The sequence below is a fragment of the Lactobacillus iners genome (assembly GCF_011058775.1).
Lineage (GTDB): Bacteria > Bacillota > Bacilli > Lactobacillales > Lactobacillaceae > Lactobacillus > Lactobacillus iners.
Window position 1 is genome coordinate 791,858 of the sequence record NZ_CP049230.1, and the last position, 20,525, is coordinate 812,382.

Below are 20,525 nucleotides of genomic sequence, written 5' to 3' on the forward strand. Positions count from 1 at the left end.
TAAATTTGACAAAAAGGGCAATATTATTCGTTAATTGGCGTATCTTTAACTATTTTTTCAACTTCAAACCATCGCATAAAACCTTGTTCTATTGCCACCAATTTGAATTTAAAGCCTTCTAATTCAACAAATTCACCTGCATTCAAATCCGGATATTGCTCCATAAAATAACCACCCACGGTAATAATATCATTATCCTGAAATGCTTTTAATTTAGTATGGAAGTAACGTTCAAAATCATAAAGAGTAGTTTTTCCCGAAACACGAATAATACCTGTTTCATCTTTGACAATGTATTCATCAGCAACATCATCAATTTCATCCTTAATACTACCAAAAAGTTCTTCATAGATATCCTTGTCTGTAACGATACCTGACGTTCCTCCATATTCATCAACCACTAAAACAATTGGTGTATGCTTTTTGATTAACAATTTTAAAATATCTTGAATTTTCATAGATTCAGGTACAGTAATAATTGCTCTAATTAAACGACTAATTGGAACATCACTATCATCTATACTTTGCTTAACTAAATCATAAGAGTATACATAACCAACAACATCATCTTTGTCATTATCACGTACAACAGGAAAACGGCTATAACCTTCTTCCAAATACATATGTAATGCCTGCTTAACGTTATCTTTAACATCTAAAACTTCAACTCTAGTTCTATCGGTCATGATATCTTTAGCATCTTTATCATTAAGTTCAAATGCTCGCTCCATGTAAAGTAAGTCATCTTGATCAAGTGATCCACCAGTTACAGCCTTTTGAGATAAACGCAAAATTTCAGATTGCGAATAAACCTCTTTCTCTTCACCAGCAGTATGTAATCCCATTAATTTTAAAAATAAATCAGCAGAATGATTTAAAAGCCAAACGAATGGATACACGATTATATGAAACATAACTAATGGATTGACAATAGCCATTAAGCATTTAACTGGCATATCTATAGCAACATTTTTTGGTACTATCTCAGTAATAACAACTTCCAAATAAGTCAGCAAAATTACACCAACGGTTGCTCCTAAAATAGCATTAGTTTTTCCGCCAAACAAGTTAGCCATACCAAATAACTTAGTCAATCCTTTTTCAATAGTGCTTTGTCCAACCCAACCAAGAATGACTCCTACCAAAGTAGTACCCACCTGAGTAGTAGATAAATATTCATTAAGATTTTTTACCATATGCAAAGCACGGTGTAATTTCTTAATATTTCCTTGCTTATTAGCAATAAGATCCTCTAATTGACTAGAACGTGTTTGCACCAACGCAAACTCTGACACTACGAAAAAAATAGCTATCAAAAAAGCTATACCAATGACTATTAAATTAGCAGTTATACTAGTTATTGACACAAATTCTCACCTTTTTAATCAAATACATAAAATAGTAATCTATTATCATTTACATGAATCTGTTATCCAATGTCCAACCAATCCTGGTCGATCATAATTATTAATTACTTTTTGCGGTGCTTTAGTATTCCATAATTTGGCTGGTATTTCTAACTTATCTCTAAAATAATTTGGCAATTTTAAAAATCCAATTTTACTAAATCCAGCTGATCGCATATCAAATCGATAACCAGTCATATATGCAACATTACCATTTACTTTTCGACAAATATCTTTGCCAAACTTCAGTTTTTGATTGTGCATTTTTATATAAACATAGCCATCGTCTTTACCCAAGTATGTAATTGGTTCTTTTACTTGAGTAGCCTTATATACTGATTTTATGGCTAATGGTGTACTAGGATCAGAAATGTATCTAAGTGTATCAACGTCATCATAAGCATAATATCGTTTAGAAAATAATTGAAAACTATACGTTCTAGTCATTGCACTGACATAATGTGATTCCTTAAAATACTCTTTTGCACTTTGATTATGCACATAAACAACCGCTGCCAAGATAAGTCCTAAACAAACATTGATTATAAACAATGTAATAGTAATCTTATTTTTTATGCAACTAATTGGTAATAAACCTACAAAAATAAAACATGCTCCAAAAGCCAAAAATATAGTTGGTGATATAAAATTATACCAATTATCAAAATAAGCCCACTGAGCAGGCGATACTAACAAATCTAACATTTTCTATTCTTTTTCCTTTTTTTGATCAATCTTACTACGTAATATTTTATCGTCCTTAACGGTATTAATAAATAAGTTAATCGTAACTATCAAGCCACCAACACATAAAATTATACATCCTACAGGATACAATACCTTAATATCATATAGAACATATTTTACCATTAACCAACATACTATGCCTATAATCATCAGAACTAGTCCTAGTAACATTCCCTTTTGTTTCATACAACATTACCACCTTAACAATAACATATAAATTATATGATATTTCTGTTTATACAAAAAAACAATTATATTCATTGATAATACCAAACAAAAAAGCCGGTAATTTTAATTTACCGACTTTTCGTTTAATAAGTCTATATTATTTATCCTTTCTCTTCTTACGATCAACAATTCCTAATAATCCACTAAGCCCTATAATCAATAATCCTAAAACAGAATTTTCTTTTTCACCTGTTTGAGGTAAGCGTTTAGTAATTTTGGAATTAGTTTTCTTTTCAGTTGTGGATAAATCTTTTGGCTTATTTGCAGTTAATGATTTATTTGCTTCATTGTTTAGATCAGAAGTATTATTCATTAAATCGTTACCAATAGTATCGTTATTAGAAATATTATCTATTGGCTTCTGGACATTTGGTCCGACTGGGATTACATCATCGTACTTCGTGTATTGGGCCGTGATCGTCGTATCACTCGTGAACTTACCTTTCAGCTCTTTATCCCATTGCGTGAACTTATACCCGATCTCGGCTTCGACCATTGGGGCTTCACTTCTCAGATCCGTCTCGGTCTTTGGATTTACATAGTAGCTCTTATGACCCGTCTCGGATAGCTTACCATGATCGCCGGCGGAGAATGTTACCGTCACATACCCGGCTGGCTTCTGGACATTTGGTCCGACTGGGATTACATCATCGTACTTCGTGTATTGGGCCGTGATCGTCGTATCACTCGTGAACTTACCTTTCAGCTCTTTATCCCATTGCGTGAACTTATACCCGATCTCGGCTTCGACCATTGGGGCTTCACTTCTCAGATCCGTCTCGGTCTTTGGATTTACATAGTAGCTCTTATGACCCGTCTCGGATAGCTTACCATGATCGCCGGCGGAGAATGTTACCGTCACATACCCGGCTGGCTTCTGGACATTTGGTCCGACTGGGATTACATCATCGTACTTCGTGTATTGGGCCGTGATCGTCGTATCACTCGTGAACTTACCTTTCAGCTCTTTATCCCATTGCGTGAACTTATACCCGATCTCGGCTTCGACCATTGGGGCTTCACTTCTCAGATCCGTCTCGGTCTTTGGATTTACATAGTAGCTCTTATGACCCGTCTCGGATAGCTTACCATGATCGCCGGCGGAGAATGTTACCGTCACATACCCGGCTGGCTTCTGGACATTTGGTCCGACTGGGATTACATCATCGTACTTCGTGTATTGGGCCGTGATCGTCGTATCACTCGTGAACTTACCTTTCAGCTCTTTATCCCATTGCGTGAACTTATACCCGATCTCGGCTTCGACCATTGGGGCTTCACTTCTCAGATCCGTCTCGGTCTTTGGATTTACATAGTAGCTCTTATGACCCGTCTCGGATAGCTTACCATGATCGCCGGCGGAGAATGTTACCGTCACATACCCGGCTGGCTTCTGGACATTTGGTCCGACTGGGATTACATCATCGTACTTCGTGTATTGGGCCGTGATCGTCGTATCACTCGTGAACTTACCTTTCAGCTCTTTATCCCATTGCGTGAACTTATACCCGATCTCGGCTTCGACCATTGGGGCTTCACTTCTCAGATCCGTCTCGGTCTTTGGATTTACATAGTAGCTCTTATGACCCGTCTCGGATAGCTTACCATGATCGCCGGCGGAGAATGTTACCGTCACATACCCGGCTGGCTTCTGGACATTTGGTCCGACTGGGATTACATCATCGTACTTCGTGTATTGGGCCGTGATCGTCGTATCACTCGTGAACTTACCTTTCAGCTCTTTATCCCATTGCGTGAACTTATACCCGATCTCGGCTTCGACCATTGGGGCTTCACTTCTCAGATCCGTCTCGGTCTTTGGATTTACATAGTAGCTCTTATGACCCGTCTCGGATAGCTTACCATGATCGCCGGCGGAGAATGTTACCGTCACATACCCGGCTGGCTTCTGGACATTTGGTCCGACTGGGATTACATCATCGTACTTCGTGTATTGGGCCGTGATCGTCGTATCACTCGTGAACTTACCTTTCAGCTCTTTATCCCATTGCGTGAACTTATACCCGATCTCGGCTTCGACCATTGGGGCTTCACTTCTCAGATCCGTCTCGGTCTTTGGATTTACATAGTAGCTCTTATGACCCGTCTCGGATAGCTTACCATGATCGCCGGCGGAGAATGTTACCGTCACATACCCGGCTGGCTTCTGGACATTTGGTCCGACTGGGATTACATCATCGTACTTCGTGTATTGGGCCGTGATCGTCGTATCACTCGTGAACTTACCTTTCAGCTCTTTATCCCATTGCGTGAACTTATACCCGATCTCGGCTTCGACCATTGGGGCTTCACTTCTCAGATCCGTCTCGGTCTTTGGATTTACATAGTAGCTCTTATGACCCGTCTCGGATAGCTTACCATGATCGCCGGCGGAGAATGTTACCGTCACATACCCGGCTGGCTTCTGGACATTTGGTCCGACTGGGATTACATCATCGTACTTCGTGTATTGGGCCGTGATCGTCGTATCACTCGTGAACTTACCTTTCAGCTCTTTATCCCATTGCGTGAACTTATACCCGATCTCGGCTTCGACCATTGGGGCTTCACTTCTCAGATCCGTCTCGGTCTTTGGATTTACATAGTAGCTCTTATGACCCGTCTCGGATAGCTTACCATGATCGCCGGCGGAGAATGTTACCGTCACATACCCGGCTGGCTTCTGGACATTTGGTCCGACTGGGATTACATCATCGTACTTCGTGTATTGGGCCGTGATCGTCGTATCACTCGTGAACTTACCTTTCAGCTCTTTATCCCATTGCGTGAACTTATACCCGATCTCGGCTTCGACCATTGGGGCTTCACTTCTCAGATCCGTCTCGGTCTTTGGATTTACATAGTAGCTCTTATGACCCGTCTCGGATAGCTTACCATGATCGCCGGCGGAGAATGTTACCGTCACATACCCGGCTGGCTTCTGGACATTTGGTCCGACTGGGATTACATCATCGTACTTCGTGTATTGGGCCGTGATCGTCGTATCACTCGTGAACTTACCTTTCAGCTCTTTATCCCATTGCGTGAACTTATACCCGATCTCGGCTTCGACCATTGGGGCTTCACTTCTCAGATCCGTCTCGGTCTTTGGATTTACATAGTAGCTCTTATGACCCGTCTCGGATAGCTTACCATGATCGCCGGCGGAGAATGTTACCGTCACATACCCGGCTGGCTTCTGGACATTTGGTCCGACTGGGATTACATCATCGTACTTCGTGTATTGGGCCGTGATCGTCGTATCACTCGTGAACTTACCTTTCAGCTCTTTATCCCATTGCGTGAACTTATACCCGATCTCGGCTTCGACCATTGGGGCTTCACTTCTCAGATCCGTCTCGGTCTTTGGATTTACATAGTAGCTCTTATGACCCGTCTCGGATAGCTTACCATGATCGCCGGCGGAGAATGTTACCGTCACATACCCGGCTGGCTTCTGGACATTTGGTCCGACTGGGATTACATCATCGTACTTCGTGTATTGGGCCGTGATCGTCGTATCACTCGTGAACTTACCTTTCAGCTCTTTATCCCATTGCGTGAACTTATACCCGATCTCGGCTTCGACCATTGGGGCTTCACTTCTCAGATCCGTCTCGGTCTTTGGATTTACATAGTAGCTCTTATGACCCGTCTCGGATAGCTTACCATGATCGCCGGCGGAGAATGTTACCGTCACATACCCGGCTGGCTTCTGGACATTTGGTCCGACTGGGATTACATCATCGTACTTCGTGTATTGGGCCGTGATCGTCGTATCACTCGTGAACTTACCTTTCAGCTCTTTATCCCATTGCGTGAACTTATACCCGATCTCGGCTTCGACCATTGGGGCTTCACTTCTCAGATCCGTCTCGGTCTTTGGATTTACATAGTAGCTCTTATGACCCGTCTCGGATAGCTTACCATGATCGCCGGCGGAGAATGTTACCGTCACATACCCGGCTGGCTTCTGGACATTTGGTCCGACTGGGATTACATCATCGTACTTCGTGTATTGGGCCGTGATCGTCGTATCACTCGTGAACTTACCTTTCAGCTCTTTATCCCATTGCGTGAACTTATACCCGATCTCGGCTTCGACCATTGGGGCTTCACTTCTCAGATCCGTCTCGGTCTTTGGATTTACATAGTAGCTCTTATGACCCGTCTCGGATAGCTTACCATGATCGCCGGCGGAGAATGTTACCGTCACATACCCGGCTGGCTTCTGGACATTTGGTCCGACTGGGATTACATCATCGTACTTCGTGTATTGGGCCGTGATCGTCGTATCACTCGTGAACTTACCTTTCAGCTCTTTATCCCATTGCGTGAACTTATACCCGATCTCGGCTTCGACCATTGGGGCTTCACTTCTCAGATCCGTCTCGGTCTTTGGATTTACATAGTAGCTCTTATGACCCGTCTCGGATAGCTTACCATGATCGCCGGCGGAGAATGTTACCGTCACATACCCGGCTGGCTTCTGGACATTTGGTCCGACTGGGATTACATCATCGTACTTCGTGTATTGGGCCGTGATCGTCGTATCACTCGTGAACTTACCTTTCAGCTCTTTATCCCATTGCGTGAACTTATACCCGATCTCGGCTTCGACCATTGGGGCTTCACTTCTCAGATCCGTCTCGGTCTTTGGATTTACATAGTAGCTCTTATGACCCGTCTCGGATAGCTTACCATGATCGCCGGCGGAGAATGTTACCGTCACATACCCGGCTGGCTTCTGGACATTTGGTCCGACTGGGATTACATCATCGTACTTCGTGTATTGGGCCGTGATCGTCGTATCACTCGTGAACTTACCTTTCAGCTCTTTATCCCATTGCGTGAACTTATACCCGATCTCGGCTTCGACCATTGGGGCTTCACTTCTCAGATCCGTCTCGGTCTTTGGATTTACATAGTAGCTCTTATGACCCGTCTCGGATAGCTTACCATGATCGCCGGCGGAGAATGTTACCGTCACATACCCGGCTGGCTTCTGGACATTTGGTCCGACTGGGATTACATCATCGTACTTCGTGTATTGGGCCGTGATCGTCGTATCACTCGTGAACTTACCTTTCAGCTCTTTATCCCATTGCGTGAACTTATACCCGATCTCGGCTTCGACCATTGGGGCTTCACTTCTCAGATCCGTCTCGGTCTTTGGATTTACATAGTAGCTCTTATGACCCGTCTCGGATAGCTTACCATGATCGCCGGCGGAGAATGTTACCGTCACATACCCGGCTGGCTTCTGGACATTTGGTCCGACTGGGATTACATCATCGTACTTCGTGTATTGGGCCGTGATCGTCGTATCACTCGTGAACTTACCTTTCAGCTCTTTATCCCATTGCGTGAACTTATACCCGATCTCGGCTTCGACCATTGGGGCTTCACTTCTCAGATCCGTCTCGGTCTTTGGATTTACATAGTAGCTCTTATGACCCGTCTCGGATAGCTTACCATGATCGCCGGCGGAGAATGTTACCGTCACATACCCGGCTGGCTTCTGGACATTTGGTCCGACTGGGATTACATCATCGTACTTCGTGTATTGGGCCGTGATCGTCGTATCACTCGTGAACTTACCTTTCAGCTCTTTATCCCATTGCGTGAACTTATACCCGATCTCGGCTTCGACCATTGGGGCTTCACTTCTCAGATCCGTCTCGGTCTTTGGATTTACATAGTAGCTCTTATGACCCGTCTCGGATAGCTTACCATGATCGCCGGCGGAGAATGTTACCGTCACATACCCGGCTGGCTTCTGGACATTTGGTCCGACTGGGATTACATCATCGTACTTCGTGTATTGGGCCGTGATCGTCGTATCACTCGTGAACTTACCTTTCAGCTCTTTATCCCATTGCGTGAACTTATACCCGATCTCGGCTTCGACCATTGGGGCTTCACTTCTCAGATCCGTCTCGGTCTTTGGATTTACATAGTAGCTCTTATGACCCGTCTCGGATAGCTTACCATGATCGCCGGCGGAGAATGTTACCGTCACATACCCGGCTGGCTTCTGGACATTTGGTCCGACTGGGATTACATCATCGTACTTCGTGTATTGGGCCGTGATCGTCGTATCACTCGTGAACTTACCTTTCAGCTCTTTATCCCATTGCGTGAACTTATACCCGATCTCGGCTTCGACCATTGGGGCTTCACTTCTCAGATCCGTCTCGGTCTTTGGATTTACATAGTAGCTCTTATGACCCGTCTCGGATAGCTTACCATGATCGCCGGCGGAGAATGTTACCGTCACATACCCGGCTGGCTTCTGGACATTTGGTCCGACTGGGATTACATCATCGTACTTCGTGTATTGGGCCGTGATCGTCGTATCACTCGTGAACTTACCTTTCAGCTCTTTATCCCATTGCGTGAACTTATACCCGATCTCGGCTTCGACCATTGGGGCTTCACTTCTCAGATCCGTCTCGGTCTTTGGATTTACATAGTAGCTCTTATGACCCGTCTCGGATAGCTTACCATGATCGCCGGCGGAGAATGTTACCGTCACATACCCGGCTGGCTTCTGGACATTTGGTCCGACTGGGATTACATCATCGTACTTCGTGTATTGGGCCGTGATCGTCGTATCACTCGTGAACTTACCTTTCAGCTCTTTATCCCATTGCGTGAACTTATACCCGATCTCGGCTTCGACCATTGGGGCTTCACTTCTCAGATCCGTCTCGGTCTTTGGATTTACATAGTAGCTCTTATGACCCGTCTCGGATAGCTTACCATGATCGCCGGCGGAGAATGTTACCGTCACATACCCGGCTGGCTTCTGGACATTTGGTCCGACTGGGATTACATCATCGTACTTCGTGTATTGGGCCGTGATCGTCGTATCACTCGTGAACTTACCTTTCAGCTCTTTATCCCATTGCGTGAACTTATACCCGATCTCGGCTTCGACCATTGGGGCTTCACTTCTCAGATCCGTCTCGGTCTTTGGATTTACATAGTAGCTCTTATGACCCGTCTCGGATAGCTTACCATGATCGCCGGCGGAGAATGTTACCGTCACATACCCGGCTGGCTTCTGGACATTTGGTCCGACTGGGATTACATCATCGTACTTCGTGTATTGGGCCGTGATCGTCGTATCACTCGTGAACTTACCTTTCAGCTCTTTATCCCATTGCGTGAACTTATACCCGATCTCGGCTTCGACCATTGGGGCTTCACTTCTCAGATCCGTCTCGGTCTTTGGATTTACATAGTAGCTCTTATGACCCGTCTCGGATAGCTTACCATGATCGCCGGCGGAGAATGTTACCGTCACATACCCGGCTGGCTTCTGGACATTTGGTCCGACTGGGATTACATCATCGTACTTCGTGTATTGGGCCGTGATCGTCGTATCACTCGTGAACTTACCTTTCAGCTCTTTATCCCATTGCGTGAACTTATACCCGATCTCGGCTTCGACCATTGGGGCTTCACTTCTCAGATCCGTCTCGGTCTTTGGATTTACATAGTAGCTCTTATGACCCGTCTCGGATAGCTTACCATGATCGCCGGCGGAGAATGTTACCGTCACATACCCGGCTGGCTTCTGGACATTTGGTCCGACTGGGATTACATCATCGTACTTCGTGTATTGGGCCGTGATCGTCGTATCACTCGTGAACTTACCTTTCAGCTCTTTATCCCATTGCGTGAACTTATACCCGATCTCGGCTTCGACCATTGGGGCTTCACTTCTCAGATCCGTCTCGGTCTTTGGATTTACATAGTAGCTCTTATGACCCGTCTCGGATAGCTTACCATGATCGCCGGCGGAGAATGTTACCGTCACATACCCGGCTGGCTTCTGGACATTTGGTCCGACTGGGATTACATCATCGTACTTCGTGTATTGGGCCGTGATCGTCGTATCACTCGTGAACTTACCTTTCAGCTCTTTATCCCATTGCGTGAACTTATACCCGATCTCGGCTTCGACCATTGGGGCTTCACTTCTCAGATCCGTCTCGGTCTTTGGATTTACATAGTAGCTCTTATGACCCGTCTCGGATAGCTTACCATGATCGCCGGCGGAGAATGTTACCGTCACATACCCGGCTGGCTTCTGGACATTTGGTCCGACTGGGATTACATCATCGTACTTCGTGTATTGGGCCGTGATCGTCGTATCACTCGTGAACTTACCTTTCAGCTCTTTATCCCATTGCGTGAACTTATACCCGATCTCGGCTTCGACCATTGGGGCTTCACTTCTCAGATCCGTCTCGGTCTTTGGATTTACATAGTAGCTCTTATGACCCGTCTCGGATAGCTTACCATGATCGCCGGCGGAGAATGTTACCGTCACATACCCGGCTGGCTTCTGGACATTTGGTCCGACTGGGATTACATCATCGTACTTCGTGTATTGGGCCGTGATCGTCGTATCACTCGTGAACTTACCTTTCAGCTCTTTATCCCATTGCGTGAACTTATACCCGATCTCGGCTTCGACCATTGGGGCTTCACTTCTCAGATCCGTCTCGGTCTTTGGATTTACATAGTAGCTCTTATGACCCGTCTCGGATAGCTTACCATGATCGCCGGCGGAGAATGTTACCGTCACATACCCGGCTGGCTTCTGGACATTTGGTCCGACTGGGATTACATCATCGTACTTCGTGTATTGGGCCGTGATCGTCGTATCACTCGTGAACTTACCTTTCAGCTCTTTATCCCATTGCGTGAACTTATACCCGATCTCGGCTTCGACCATTGGGGCTTCACTTCTCAGATCCGTCTCGGTCTTTGGATTTACATAGTAGCTCTTATGACCCGTCTCGGATAGCTTACCATGATCGCCGGCGGAGAATGTTACCGTCACATACCCGGCTGGCTTCTGGACATTTGGTCCGACTGGGATTACATCATCGTACTTCGTGTATTGGGCCGTGATCGTCGTATCACTCGTGAACTTACCTTTCAGCTCTTTATCCCATTGCGTGAACTTATACCCGATCTCGGCTTCGACCATTGGGGCTTCACTTCTCAGATCCGTCTCGGTCTTTGGATTTACATAGTAGCTCTTATGACCCGTCTCGGATAGCTTACCATGATCGCCGGCGGAGAATGTTACCGTCACATACCCGGCTGGCTTCTGGACATTTGGTCCGACTGGGATTACATCATCGTACTTCGTGTATTGGGCCGTGATCGTCGTATCACTCGTGAACTTACCTTTCAGCTCTTTATCCCATTGCGTGAACTTATACCCGATCTCGGCTTCGACCATTGGGGCTTCACTTCTCAGATCCGTCTCGGTCTTTGGATTTACATAGTAGCTCTTATGACCCGTCTCGGATAGCTTACCATGATCGCCGGCGGAGAATGTTACCGTCACATACCCGGCTGGCTTCTGGACATTTGGTCCGACTGGGATTACATCATCTAACCGCTTATATTCAATAACTATATCTGGTATCTTTTTAGCAGGTGAGAAATCATTTTCATCAGTCTTTTCAATTAGATACTTATTAATACTATCATTAGAATTTGGTTTAACTTCTAACGTATCATTGGCAGTTTCAACCTTTTGATAACCTACTATATTTTTAGCATCATATTTAGATAACTCAGCATTATCACTATATGTAACTACATTATCATTACTCTTAGACTTCGTTAACCATTGACCATACTCATCACTTATAGATGCAGAACGAAGATCTTTGTCTAATGCTATAGAAGATATCTTAGAAATACCTTCTGATTTTAAAATAATGTATCTAATAAATTCAACTTTTTGTACCGAAGTTGTTGATTGCCCGTCTTTTCTAATAATGATGTTACGTTGAATAGTTTCTGCAACTCTATTTTTATTTTGGGCATCAGCTGTGATTGTCTCCAATGATAACTTTAATGATGATTTATCTGCAAAATCTACATATATACATGGATTTCCGCTATCGTCACATTCAAATCTATAAGATAAATTATCTGGTGCGTCAGCAGGTATTGCAACAAAATCTTTAGGCGGTACTGGTTGATTTTCAGCCTTAAATATTTGTGGCCAATCTAATTGCTCTGGAACTAAAACTTTATATCCATGAAATTCATCTTTGAACCGTTCATTTTGTGATTTCAAAGTGATTTTCATGGTAATTGTAGTACTATGTCCTGAAGCATCTTTAGCAGTAACTGTTCTTGTATACAATCCTGTAGAAAAGTCGTTTGCAAAAGTTCCTTTCATTGTAAGAACATATGGATCCTTACTCGTTCCTTTAGGATTTTTGGCCAGATTCTTAATATATGTATCATGATCATTACTAAATCCGTTAATGTCACCGCCAGCAATATTTACATCAGTAACAACATGTGAATTATCTGTTGCTTTAGCAAGTAATTTAAATTCTCTACCACGATATACTGTTATATTGTAACTATTATCAGATCCTTTAGTAACCACAATATCCTTACTCTTTGGATCACTTGACACAAGTTCTAGCGTTGGTGCCTTAGTATCTTGAACAATTAAATGACCTACAATAGTTTTAGATGTTTTATCTGCAAACTCAGCCTTAATATGAACTTCTTTACCAGTATTTGCACTTGTTACCTTAGATTTATCTAATTCTTTATTATCAACAAATGTCCACTTAACACCTTTTGTAGCTTTACCTAATAAGTCCTTAGTATCTTGAGATACAAAATCTTCAGGCTTTAATGATACACTATCATCATTTACTTCAACTGTTTTTGTAATACCTGTAAGAGTTTGATTATCAAATTGATCTGCTTGATCTTTAACAACAACAGTTAATTTCTTCGTACCTTTATTATGACTTGCATCTGTTGCATCTAATGTAATAGTGTGTGTACCTTTATCATTAAAAGTACCACTAATTACAGCAGTATAAGGTTTAGCTTTAGACCCTTCACCCTTATGATCAGATGTCAGCGATACTCCTTCATGTGTACCCTCAATAGTTATATTAGAAACATGATTGGAATTATCAACAGCACTTACATTTAAATTAAATGGTTCATTATTATAAACAGTTATCTGATCACCATTAACAACACACTTACCCTTTTCGGCTTTAGATACTGTAATCACTGGTGCAGTAGTATCTTTAACTGTCAAGTGACCCTGTATTGTCTTAGTAGATTTATCACTAAAGGTTACAACGACATTTACTGGTTCATTTATCTTAACGGTATCAATTTTTGGTGCTTTATCACCTACAAATGTACAAGTTATACCATCTTTTGCAGAATTTAATTTTTTAAGCGTTGCAGGATCAATGAAGTCTTGAGCCTGAGGTATGTTTGCAGAATTAATTTCAACAACTTTGGTTGTTCCATTCAATTTATCATTATCAAATTGAGCAGACTGGTCCTTAACAATAAATTTGATCTTCAAATCATTGGTATTATCAACACCATCCCATGCACGAACATAAGATCCGTCTATTGTCTTGGTATGAGTATTTGGATCAAATTTTAAATCTTTTGAAAAACCACCTTCAATAGTAACCACATATGGATCATTGACTTTTCCTTTTTTGCCACGATACTGTGCTTGATATACATCATGATTATCAGTAATATCAGCAGCAGAACCGTGGAAACGTGCATCATTAATTATATTTGAATTATCAGTGGCTAAGGCTTGAATACTAAATTGTTCATTACGATATACAACAACAGTTGCAGTAGAGTTTTTATGTTTACTATCTGATGGAGTGCATGTTATTTCCCCTACTCTATTTTTCTTATTAGAATTAGTTTTTATTAATTTTAATGAAGGAACAGTAGTATCTTGAACTTTTAATGTACCGTTAATTACCTTGTGGGAACCATCACTAAATGTAACAGTAATTGGAACAGTTTCAGTCTTCACTTTATCAATAGTTGGCTGTTTTGCAAAAGCATAATTTTCAGTGCCATTAGCTGCATCTAACTTTTGCTTAGTTGCTTTATCAATAAAGTCTTCTGCCTTAGGTGTATAACCTGAGTTAACTTCAACTGTCTTAGTTGCTCCATTTAATTGATCACCATCAAATTGAGCGGCCTGCTCTTTAACAACAAATTTGAAATTAGTATCACCAGAATTATTGTTACCATCTACAGCATGGATTGTTCTTGAATAATTACCTAATGTTGCTTTATCAGTAAAGCTACCACTAATATTCAAAACATACGGATCATGACCGTGATTATGATTACTATCATGATCAGTAGTAATTGTAAATTCGTTATGTGTAGCTGTATCTTTAGAAGTTAACTTAGCATCATTAACAACTTTAGAGTCATCTTTCACATTAGCATTAATATTGAAGTTTTCATTACGATATACTGTGATAGTTTTACTTTGATTATCAATTTGAACTGGTCCTGAATTAGTTCCTTTGACAAAGTTAACAGTTGGAGCATTCTTATCATTAACTATTAAAGTACCAATAATTTCCTTAGTAGATTTGTCACTGAAAGTAGCTATTACATGAACTTGTTTACCATCAGCAGACACTGCATCGGTACTTAATTCCTTCATATCTTTAAAACTATACGTTACGTTGCCATTTGCCTTTTTTAATAGAGACTTGGTAGCATCAGAAACATAACGCTCTACTTCATTTTGATTTATCTTGGTATGAAGAGTAACTGTCTGTGTCTGCCCTGTCAATGTTTGCCCATCAAATTGAGCTGCTTGTTCCTTAACATAGAATTTGAATGACGTATTACTACTATTGCCTGCTTTATCGGTAGCTTGAATTGTACGTGTATATTGTCCAGTTTGTGTAGTAGGAGTAAATGAGCCAGAAATAGTGAGTTTATATGGATCAGTGCCATGATCTTTTTTACTATCATGGTCGGTCGATGTTCCTTCCAAAGTTGTACCAGTCAATTTAACATCACTTACCAACTTAGAATTGTCATTGGCTTTAACATCAAAGCTAAATTTTTCATTACGATATGTTGTAATTGTCACTGACTTTTGATTGTTGCTAGTTTCAGTGCCAATTGTAATTTTATTGCCTGTAACATTTGGAGTCTCTTCAAATTTTACAGTAGGAGCTTTAGTATCCTGCACTATCAAGTGACCAGTAATTGTCTTAGTTGAACCATCACTGAACTTCGCAATGATCTTAACATCTGAAGGTTGATACTTGCCATTTGTTTTGGTTGATACGGTATTATTGGCTGGTTGCTTACCATCACTAGTAGTCCACGTATACTTTACGTCATTTGCAGCTTTTTTAAGTAAAGCTTGTGTTTTAGCATCCACAAAATCAGTCGGTGACAAAACTACATTATCATTAACTTCTACTGTTTTGGTAGCACCATTTAACTTATCGCCATCAAATTGAGCTGCTTGATCTAAAACATTAATAGTAAATTTAATATCACCTTCATGATTAGCACCATCCCATGTTTTGATCACCGCAGTACTTGTTCCTTTAGTAGTTGGCGTACCCGTTAATTGTATTTGATATGGATTACTCTCACTTACTGCTTTATATCTATTATGTTGTTGATAATCACGCTCATTAGAAGTCATCCAAGCTAAAGAGCCATTATCCTTTGATAATAGTACGTCCTGAATATGACCTGAATTATCATTAGCATTAACATTGACACCGAATTGTTCATTCACATAAGCAGTAATTGTTACTGAACTTTGTTTAGTATCACTTGGTTTTGTTGACTGGATGTATTTCTTGTCTGATATTTTCACATGAGCGTCTGTTGATGCAAATTGAACGGTTGCTAAGTGTGTATCTTGAACATTAAGTTTAGCATTAACTTCTATATATGAGTTATCAGCAAAAGTCAACTTAATAACAGCATTCTGCTCTTTAATATTGGTATTATCGAAACCAGTTCCTTTATAAGTATACTTAACATTATTTGGTAATTTGACTCCCTTAGCTGTGACAAAGGTCTTAATATCTGGAATAGCTTCTTTTACTTCGATTGTTTGTGTATTACCTTGTAATAAATTCTTATATTTGTCACACTGTGGTAAAACATGGATTTCTAAATTGGCTGTTCCTGTATGATCAACATCATCCCATGCTGTAGCAGATACCTTATATGTTTGATTGACCATATTATTCGGCACCGTACCAGTAAGGTGAATAATATATGGATTATTACTTGTACCTTTACTATCACGCTTACCTTTTGTATCAGACTTATATTTAGTTTGGACTTGATCTTCATCTGAACTTATCCAATTTGGTAAAGTATTTCCATATTTTACACGCAAATCTTGCACAATATTACTATTATCATGAGCTTTAATTGCTACATCAAATTTTTCATTTGAATATACATTTAGTCGATAATTATTATTGCCTTCATTGACAATTTTATGATCTGTAGTATCAAACTCAACAATAGGGTTTTGCGTATCGTTAACAATTAACTTACCCTTAATCTCTAAAGTTGAATTATCCGTAAATTTAGCTACAACCGTAACATCTTTCGGAGTATTTCCTTTAGTTACATGATCATGGGCAGGAACACCATTTTTAAAGGTATAAGTAACTCCTGTTTTACCTGCTACACCTGATGGTGCCTTACCTAACATAGCTTTAGTACTATCGTCTACAAAATTATCAGGTTTTAAATGATCAGCAGTTTTATCATTAACTTCTACAGTCCAGGTTCTGCCTTTAACCTTATTCTGATAACGTCCTGCTTGATCTGCGACTACTACCTTAACCTCTTGTGACACAGTCTTGGTATCATTACCATCCCAAGATTCAAATTTAATCTTGTAAGTTTTACCATCTTTAGATAATCCTTGACCATTCATCGTCAAAACATATGGTGTTTTATCGTCAACCTGCATCCCGCGATGATTTTTCTGATATTCATTATGATCTGTTGATAAACCTGTAACATTTGTACCACCATTCGTCAAGAAATCGTTCATCTTACTTGTCGTATCGGTTGCATTGACTTTAACTTGATATGGTTCATGGTTATATATAGTCAACGTAGGATCAATTACACCATTTTTACTATTCAAACTAAATGAAGCAGATCCATCTACTGGTTTAATATCAATAGTTGTATAACTCAAAGTATCTGCAGGTTTTAGCTTTAAAGTGCGATACTGCATATTTGCTCGATCGCCTTTATGTTTAGCGGCATTAAATTGAATAGTAAAGCTTACATTTCCGGAATTATCAACTGTAATACCATTTTCACCATTTTTAATATCATAATGATCTTTATTAGCATCATAGATAGTCTTTTTGATATCTTGTTTTTCTTGCTCACTTAGAACAATCTGTTGTCCCTTAAATCTAATTGCAATTTTAGTTTTCTGAGCATAAGCTGCTGCAGGTATTACACGTACGTTAACAGATCTGATTTCACGGTTAGGTAAAAAGGCATTTAAGCCATCATCCATTTTGGTTTTATCACCATAAATACTAGTAATATCATCATCAGTGAAATTAGGCATACCAGAACCAGCCCAGGCAATATTCATTTCAGAACCAGGTTTAGCAATAACTACACCAGATAATTCCATTCTTGCATTTTGGTGAACATATGGATTAGCAGCATTATTATCTGCGTCAACAGGTGTTTCTTTATAATCAGCGTTAAAAAGATTTTCATCAGCTTTTCCTAATTGCCAAGACAATGCAGACGTACTCTTATAGTCAGTAGACCACATGGCAAGACCCTGTTTATCATTTTTACTATTCAATGATATCTTAGTCTTTTCACCTTCATGAACTTCTACATAATCATTATGCGTTTGAGGATCAACTAAAATATTATTTTTCTTACCATTAATGGTAATACTTAGTTCTGGTTTAAAACGTAGTCCGCCCCACTGCATATAATTAACCGTAGTTTTATTTTCATAAGAGTGGTAACCAGCAGCATAATATGGATTATGAACATTAGTTGATTTAGGGTCATCAATTCTAGTATCAAAAGTGATTTTATATGTATTAGTATCGTCTTGTTTAGATTCAAACATATAAACACGGTCAGTGTTTTCTTGAATCAATTGTGCATAATCAATACGTTGGTAATCACTAGATTCACCTTTATTAAAGTCATACTTATATTTATATAAGTTATCAATAAATGGACCCATCTTAATGCCATCACGGCTGTTAGTAAATTTTGCTTCATCGCCCCATTCATCTTTATTAAGTTTGGTACAACCAGATTGTGGGTAATTAGATCCTTGCCAGTAATGCTTATAAATAATGTCTTTTAAAGTATGAGCTGATCCGATATAGTTCCATCTGCTAAAACTGCCACCGCCCCACCACAGATTGACACCGTTTCTAGTATATGTTTTCCAACTTTGCTTACCATAATATGTTTCTGGTCCTTGAGCAGTACCTGACACTCTATCTGCTGGCAAAAAATCATTTTGAGTTGCATTTTGCCAAATGCTATCAACAGTATATCCTTTACCAGTCAAAGTTTTACTATGACCCGATGCATCTGTAGAAACAATAGCTGCATCTGCAAATTTAACTCCATTTTTTGAATCGTTAGAGCTGACAATACTCTGACCTTTTGGCGTCGTGAAATAATAGTGACCACTTTTACGATCGGCATGCTGATGATTAAATTCAACTGTCCAATGATAACCTACTAACTTACCAGTTTGATCCTTAATTAGTGAATTCTTAACATAAACAGTATTATGAATCTCTTTAACAGTTGGTATTTCTTTAGCATTATTATGCGTACCATATAAAAAGGTACCAGGTTTATACAAGGCAAATACATCATTACCAGTTGTATTTCCATCTGGACTTTGTGGCACGATAAACATGCCACGCTTATGCCAAAATACATAGTCCAACCATTGTCTTATTTGCTCTCTATTATTTGCAACATTAATACCTAATATGGCATTTTCCTTGATTTCTTCATCTTTAACCTTATTGCCACCAGCTGTTTCATCTACAACTGTATTTTGTGGATTATTATTCCAGCTCAAAGCATATTGTAAGAAAGCAATAGCTGAATTCTTTTCTTGTTGCAGTTTAAATTGGTCTGAATTAAATTCTTTAGCACTTAATGGCTTATGCAAGGATAAATTCTTAAGATCAAAATCACGATCTTCACCATCACGATCTGCGTAACTGCGAGATTGTGGCATGGACTTGCCATGAGCATTAATTTGGATCTTAGGTAATTTATCTACTAATGCTAACATTCTCTTTGCATTAGTTTCATAATTATTGAGCTGTTCAGCCTTAAGATTTTTATTTTTCAAAAAGCTATCTAATTCAATTCCAAAATCAATAATTTTTTGTAACTCACCCTTATCAGCCTTAGTTTGATCAAGGTGCATTGTTTTATCAAACAGCTGATCCGATAAAGCTTTTAAATTATCAACAGAAACTGACTTGGCAGATTCCTTTTTTGTCTTTTCTGCTGCTTCTTTTTTGGCCTGTAAAACAACAGTCTTTAGTCGATGAGCAGTATCTTTTTTAGCATCTTCAGAATAACTCTGAATAGCTGTTTTAGCTGTAGCTATCGCCAAATCAAGTTGTTGATTGGTTTTTGGGGTAATCTTATCAGAATTTAAATTCTCAGCAGTTGCTATGTGGGCTTTAAGTTCAGCATCTGTCTGATTTACCTTCTGATTAACCAATTTTTTATCTACCATTTTATTAGTGGTCTTCAAGCTTTCATTGGCTGCAGGCGGATTTTCCTGCTTTTTATTTACATCATATGTTCCATGCTTGGTGCTGCTATTTTCAGCAGCCAAAGCATTTAAATTATTCCAGTTTAAATACAGTGAAGTCGACAGTAAAACAGAAGCTGCTCCTATAGTAAGCTTTCGTATACTGAAGTGAGGTATTTGATGTGCCTCTTTCTGCAGTTTGCTTTGAATATTATTTTTTGATAGCTTCATTTTTAATACTTCTCCCATAATTATTTTTTGTTGCTACTCCTTAGTATACTCCAAATTCTATGTAAAGAAATAGCAAAAGAGCAAGTCTCATTGAAATCGTTGACAAATCAACCTTATGCATACCTTTTTTTGTTGCTATCATGCGTATTTTTAATGATTTTTTACTAATAAAAAAAAAAACATTAAAATCTACAGAGAGTAGCTAAACTACTACAGATCAGTAAATTATTAATGTAATTTCTCTATATATA

Annotated in this window: 4 protein-coding genes; all 4 read right to left on the reverse strand. The window is 40.1% G+C overall.

Going from position 1 to position 20,525, the window contains the following annotated elements; translation table 11 throughout:
* Window positions 1–23: 23 nt before the first annotated feature.
* Complete coding sequence (locus G6Z82_RS03970; RefSeq protein WP_006729822.1) at window positions 24–1,367, reverse strand: hemolysin family protein; 1,344 nt, start codon at window positions 1,365–1,367, stop codon at window positions 24–26.
* 45 nt (window positions 1,368–1,412) lie between these two features.
* The gene (locus G6Z82_RS03975) at window positions 1,413–2,111 is read right to left on the reverse strand and encodes a hypothetical protein (RefSeq protein WP_006729821.1); all 699 of its coding nucleotides are present in this window, start codon (window positions 2,109–2,111) and stop codon (window positions 1,413–1,415) included.
* A 3-nt stretch (window positions 2,112–2,114) separates the two neighbouring features.
* Complete coding sequence (locus G6Z82_RS03980) at window positions 2,115–2,339, reverse strand: hypothetical protein (RefSeq protein WP_006729820.1); 225 nt, start codon at window positions 2,337–2,339, stop codon at window positions 2,115–2,117.
* A 139-nt stretch (window positions 2,340–2,478) separates the two neighbouring features.
* Window positions 2,479–20,274 (reverse strand): sialoglycan-binding domain-containing protein, encoded by a 17,796-nt coding sequence (locus G6Z82_RS03985; protein WP_164785666.1) that lies wholly within the window; start codon window positions 20,272–20,274, stop codon window positions 2,479–2,481.
* Between the last annotated feature and the right edge of the window lie 251 nt (window positions 20,275–20,525).

Coding starts and splice junctions, on each gene's coding strand:
- G6Z82_RS03985 (WP_164785666.1), bottom strand. CDS start 20,274: ATGAAGCTATCAAAAAATAATATTCAAAGCAAACTGCAGAAAGAGGCA.
- G6Z82_RS03980 (WP_006729820.1), bottom strand. CDS start 2,339: ATGAAACAAAAGGGAATGTTACTAGGACTAGTTCTGATGATTATAGGC.
- G6Z82_RS03975 (WP_006729821.1), bottom strand. CDS start 2,111: ATGTTAGATTTGTTAGTATCGCCTGCTCAGTGGGCTTATTTTGATAAT.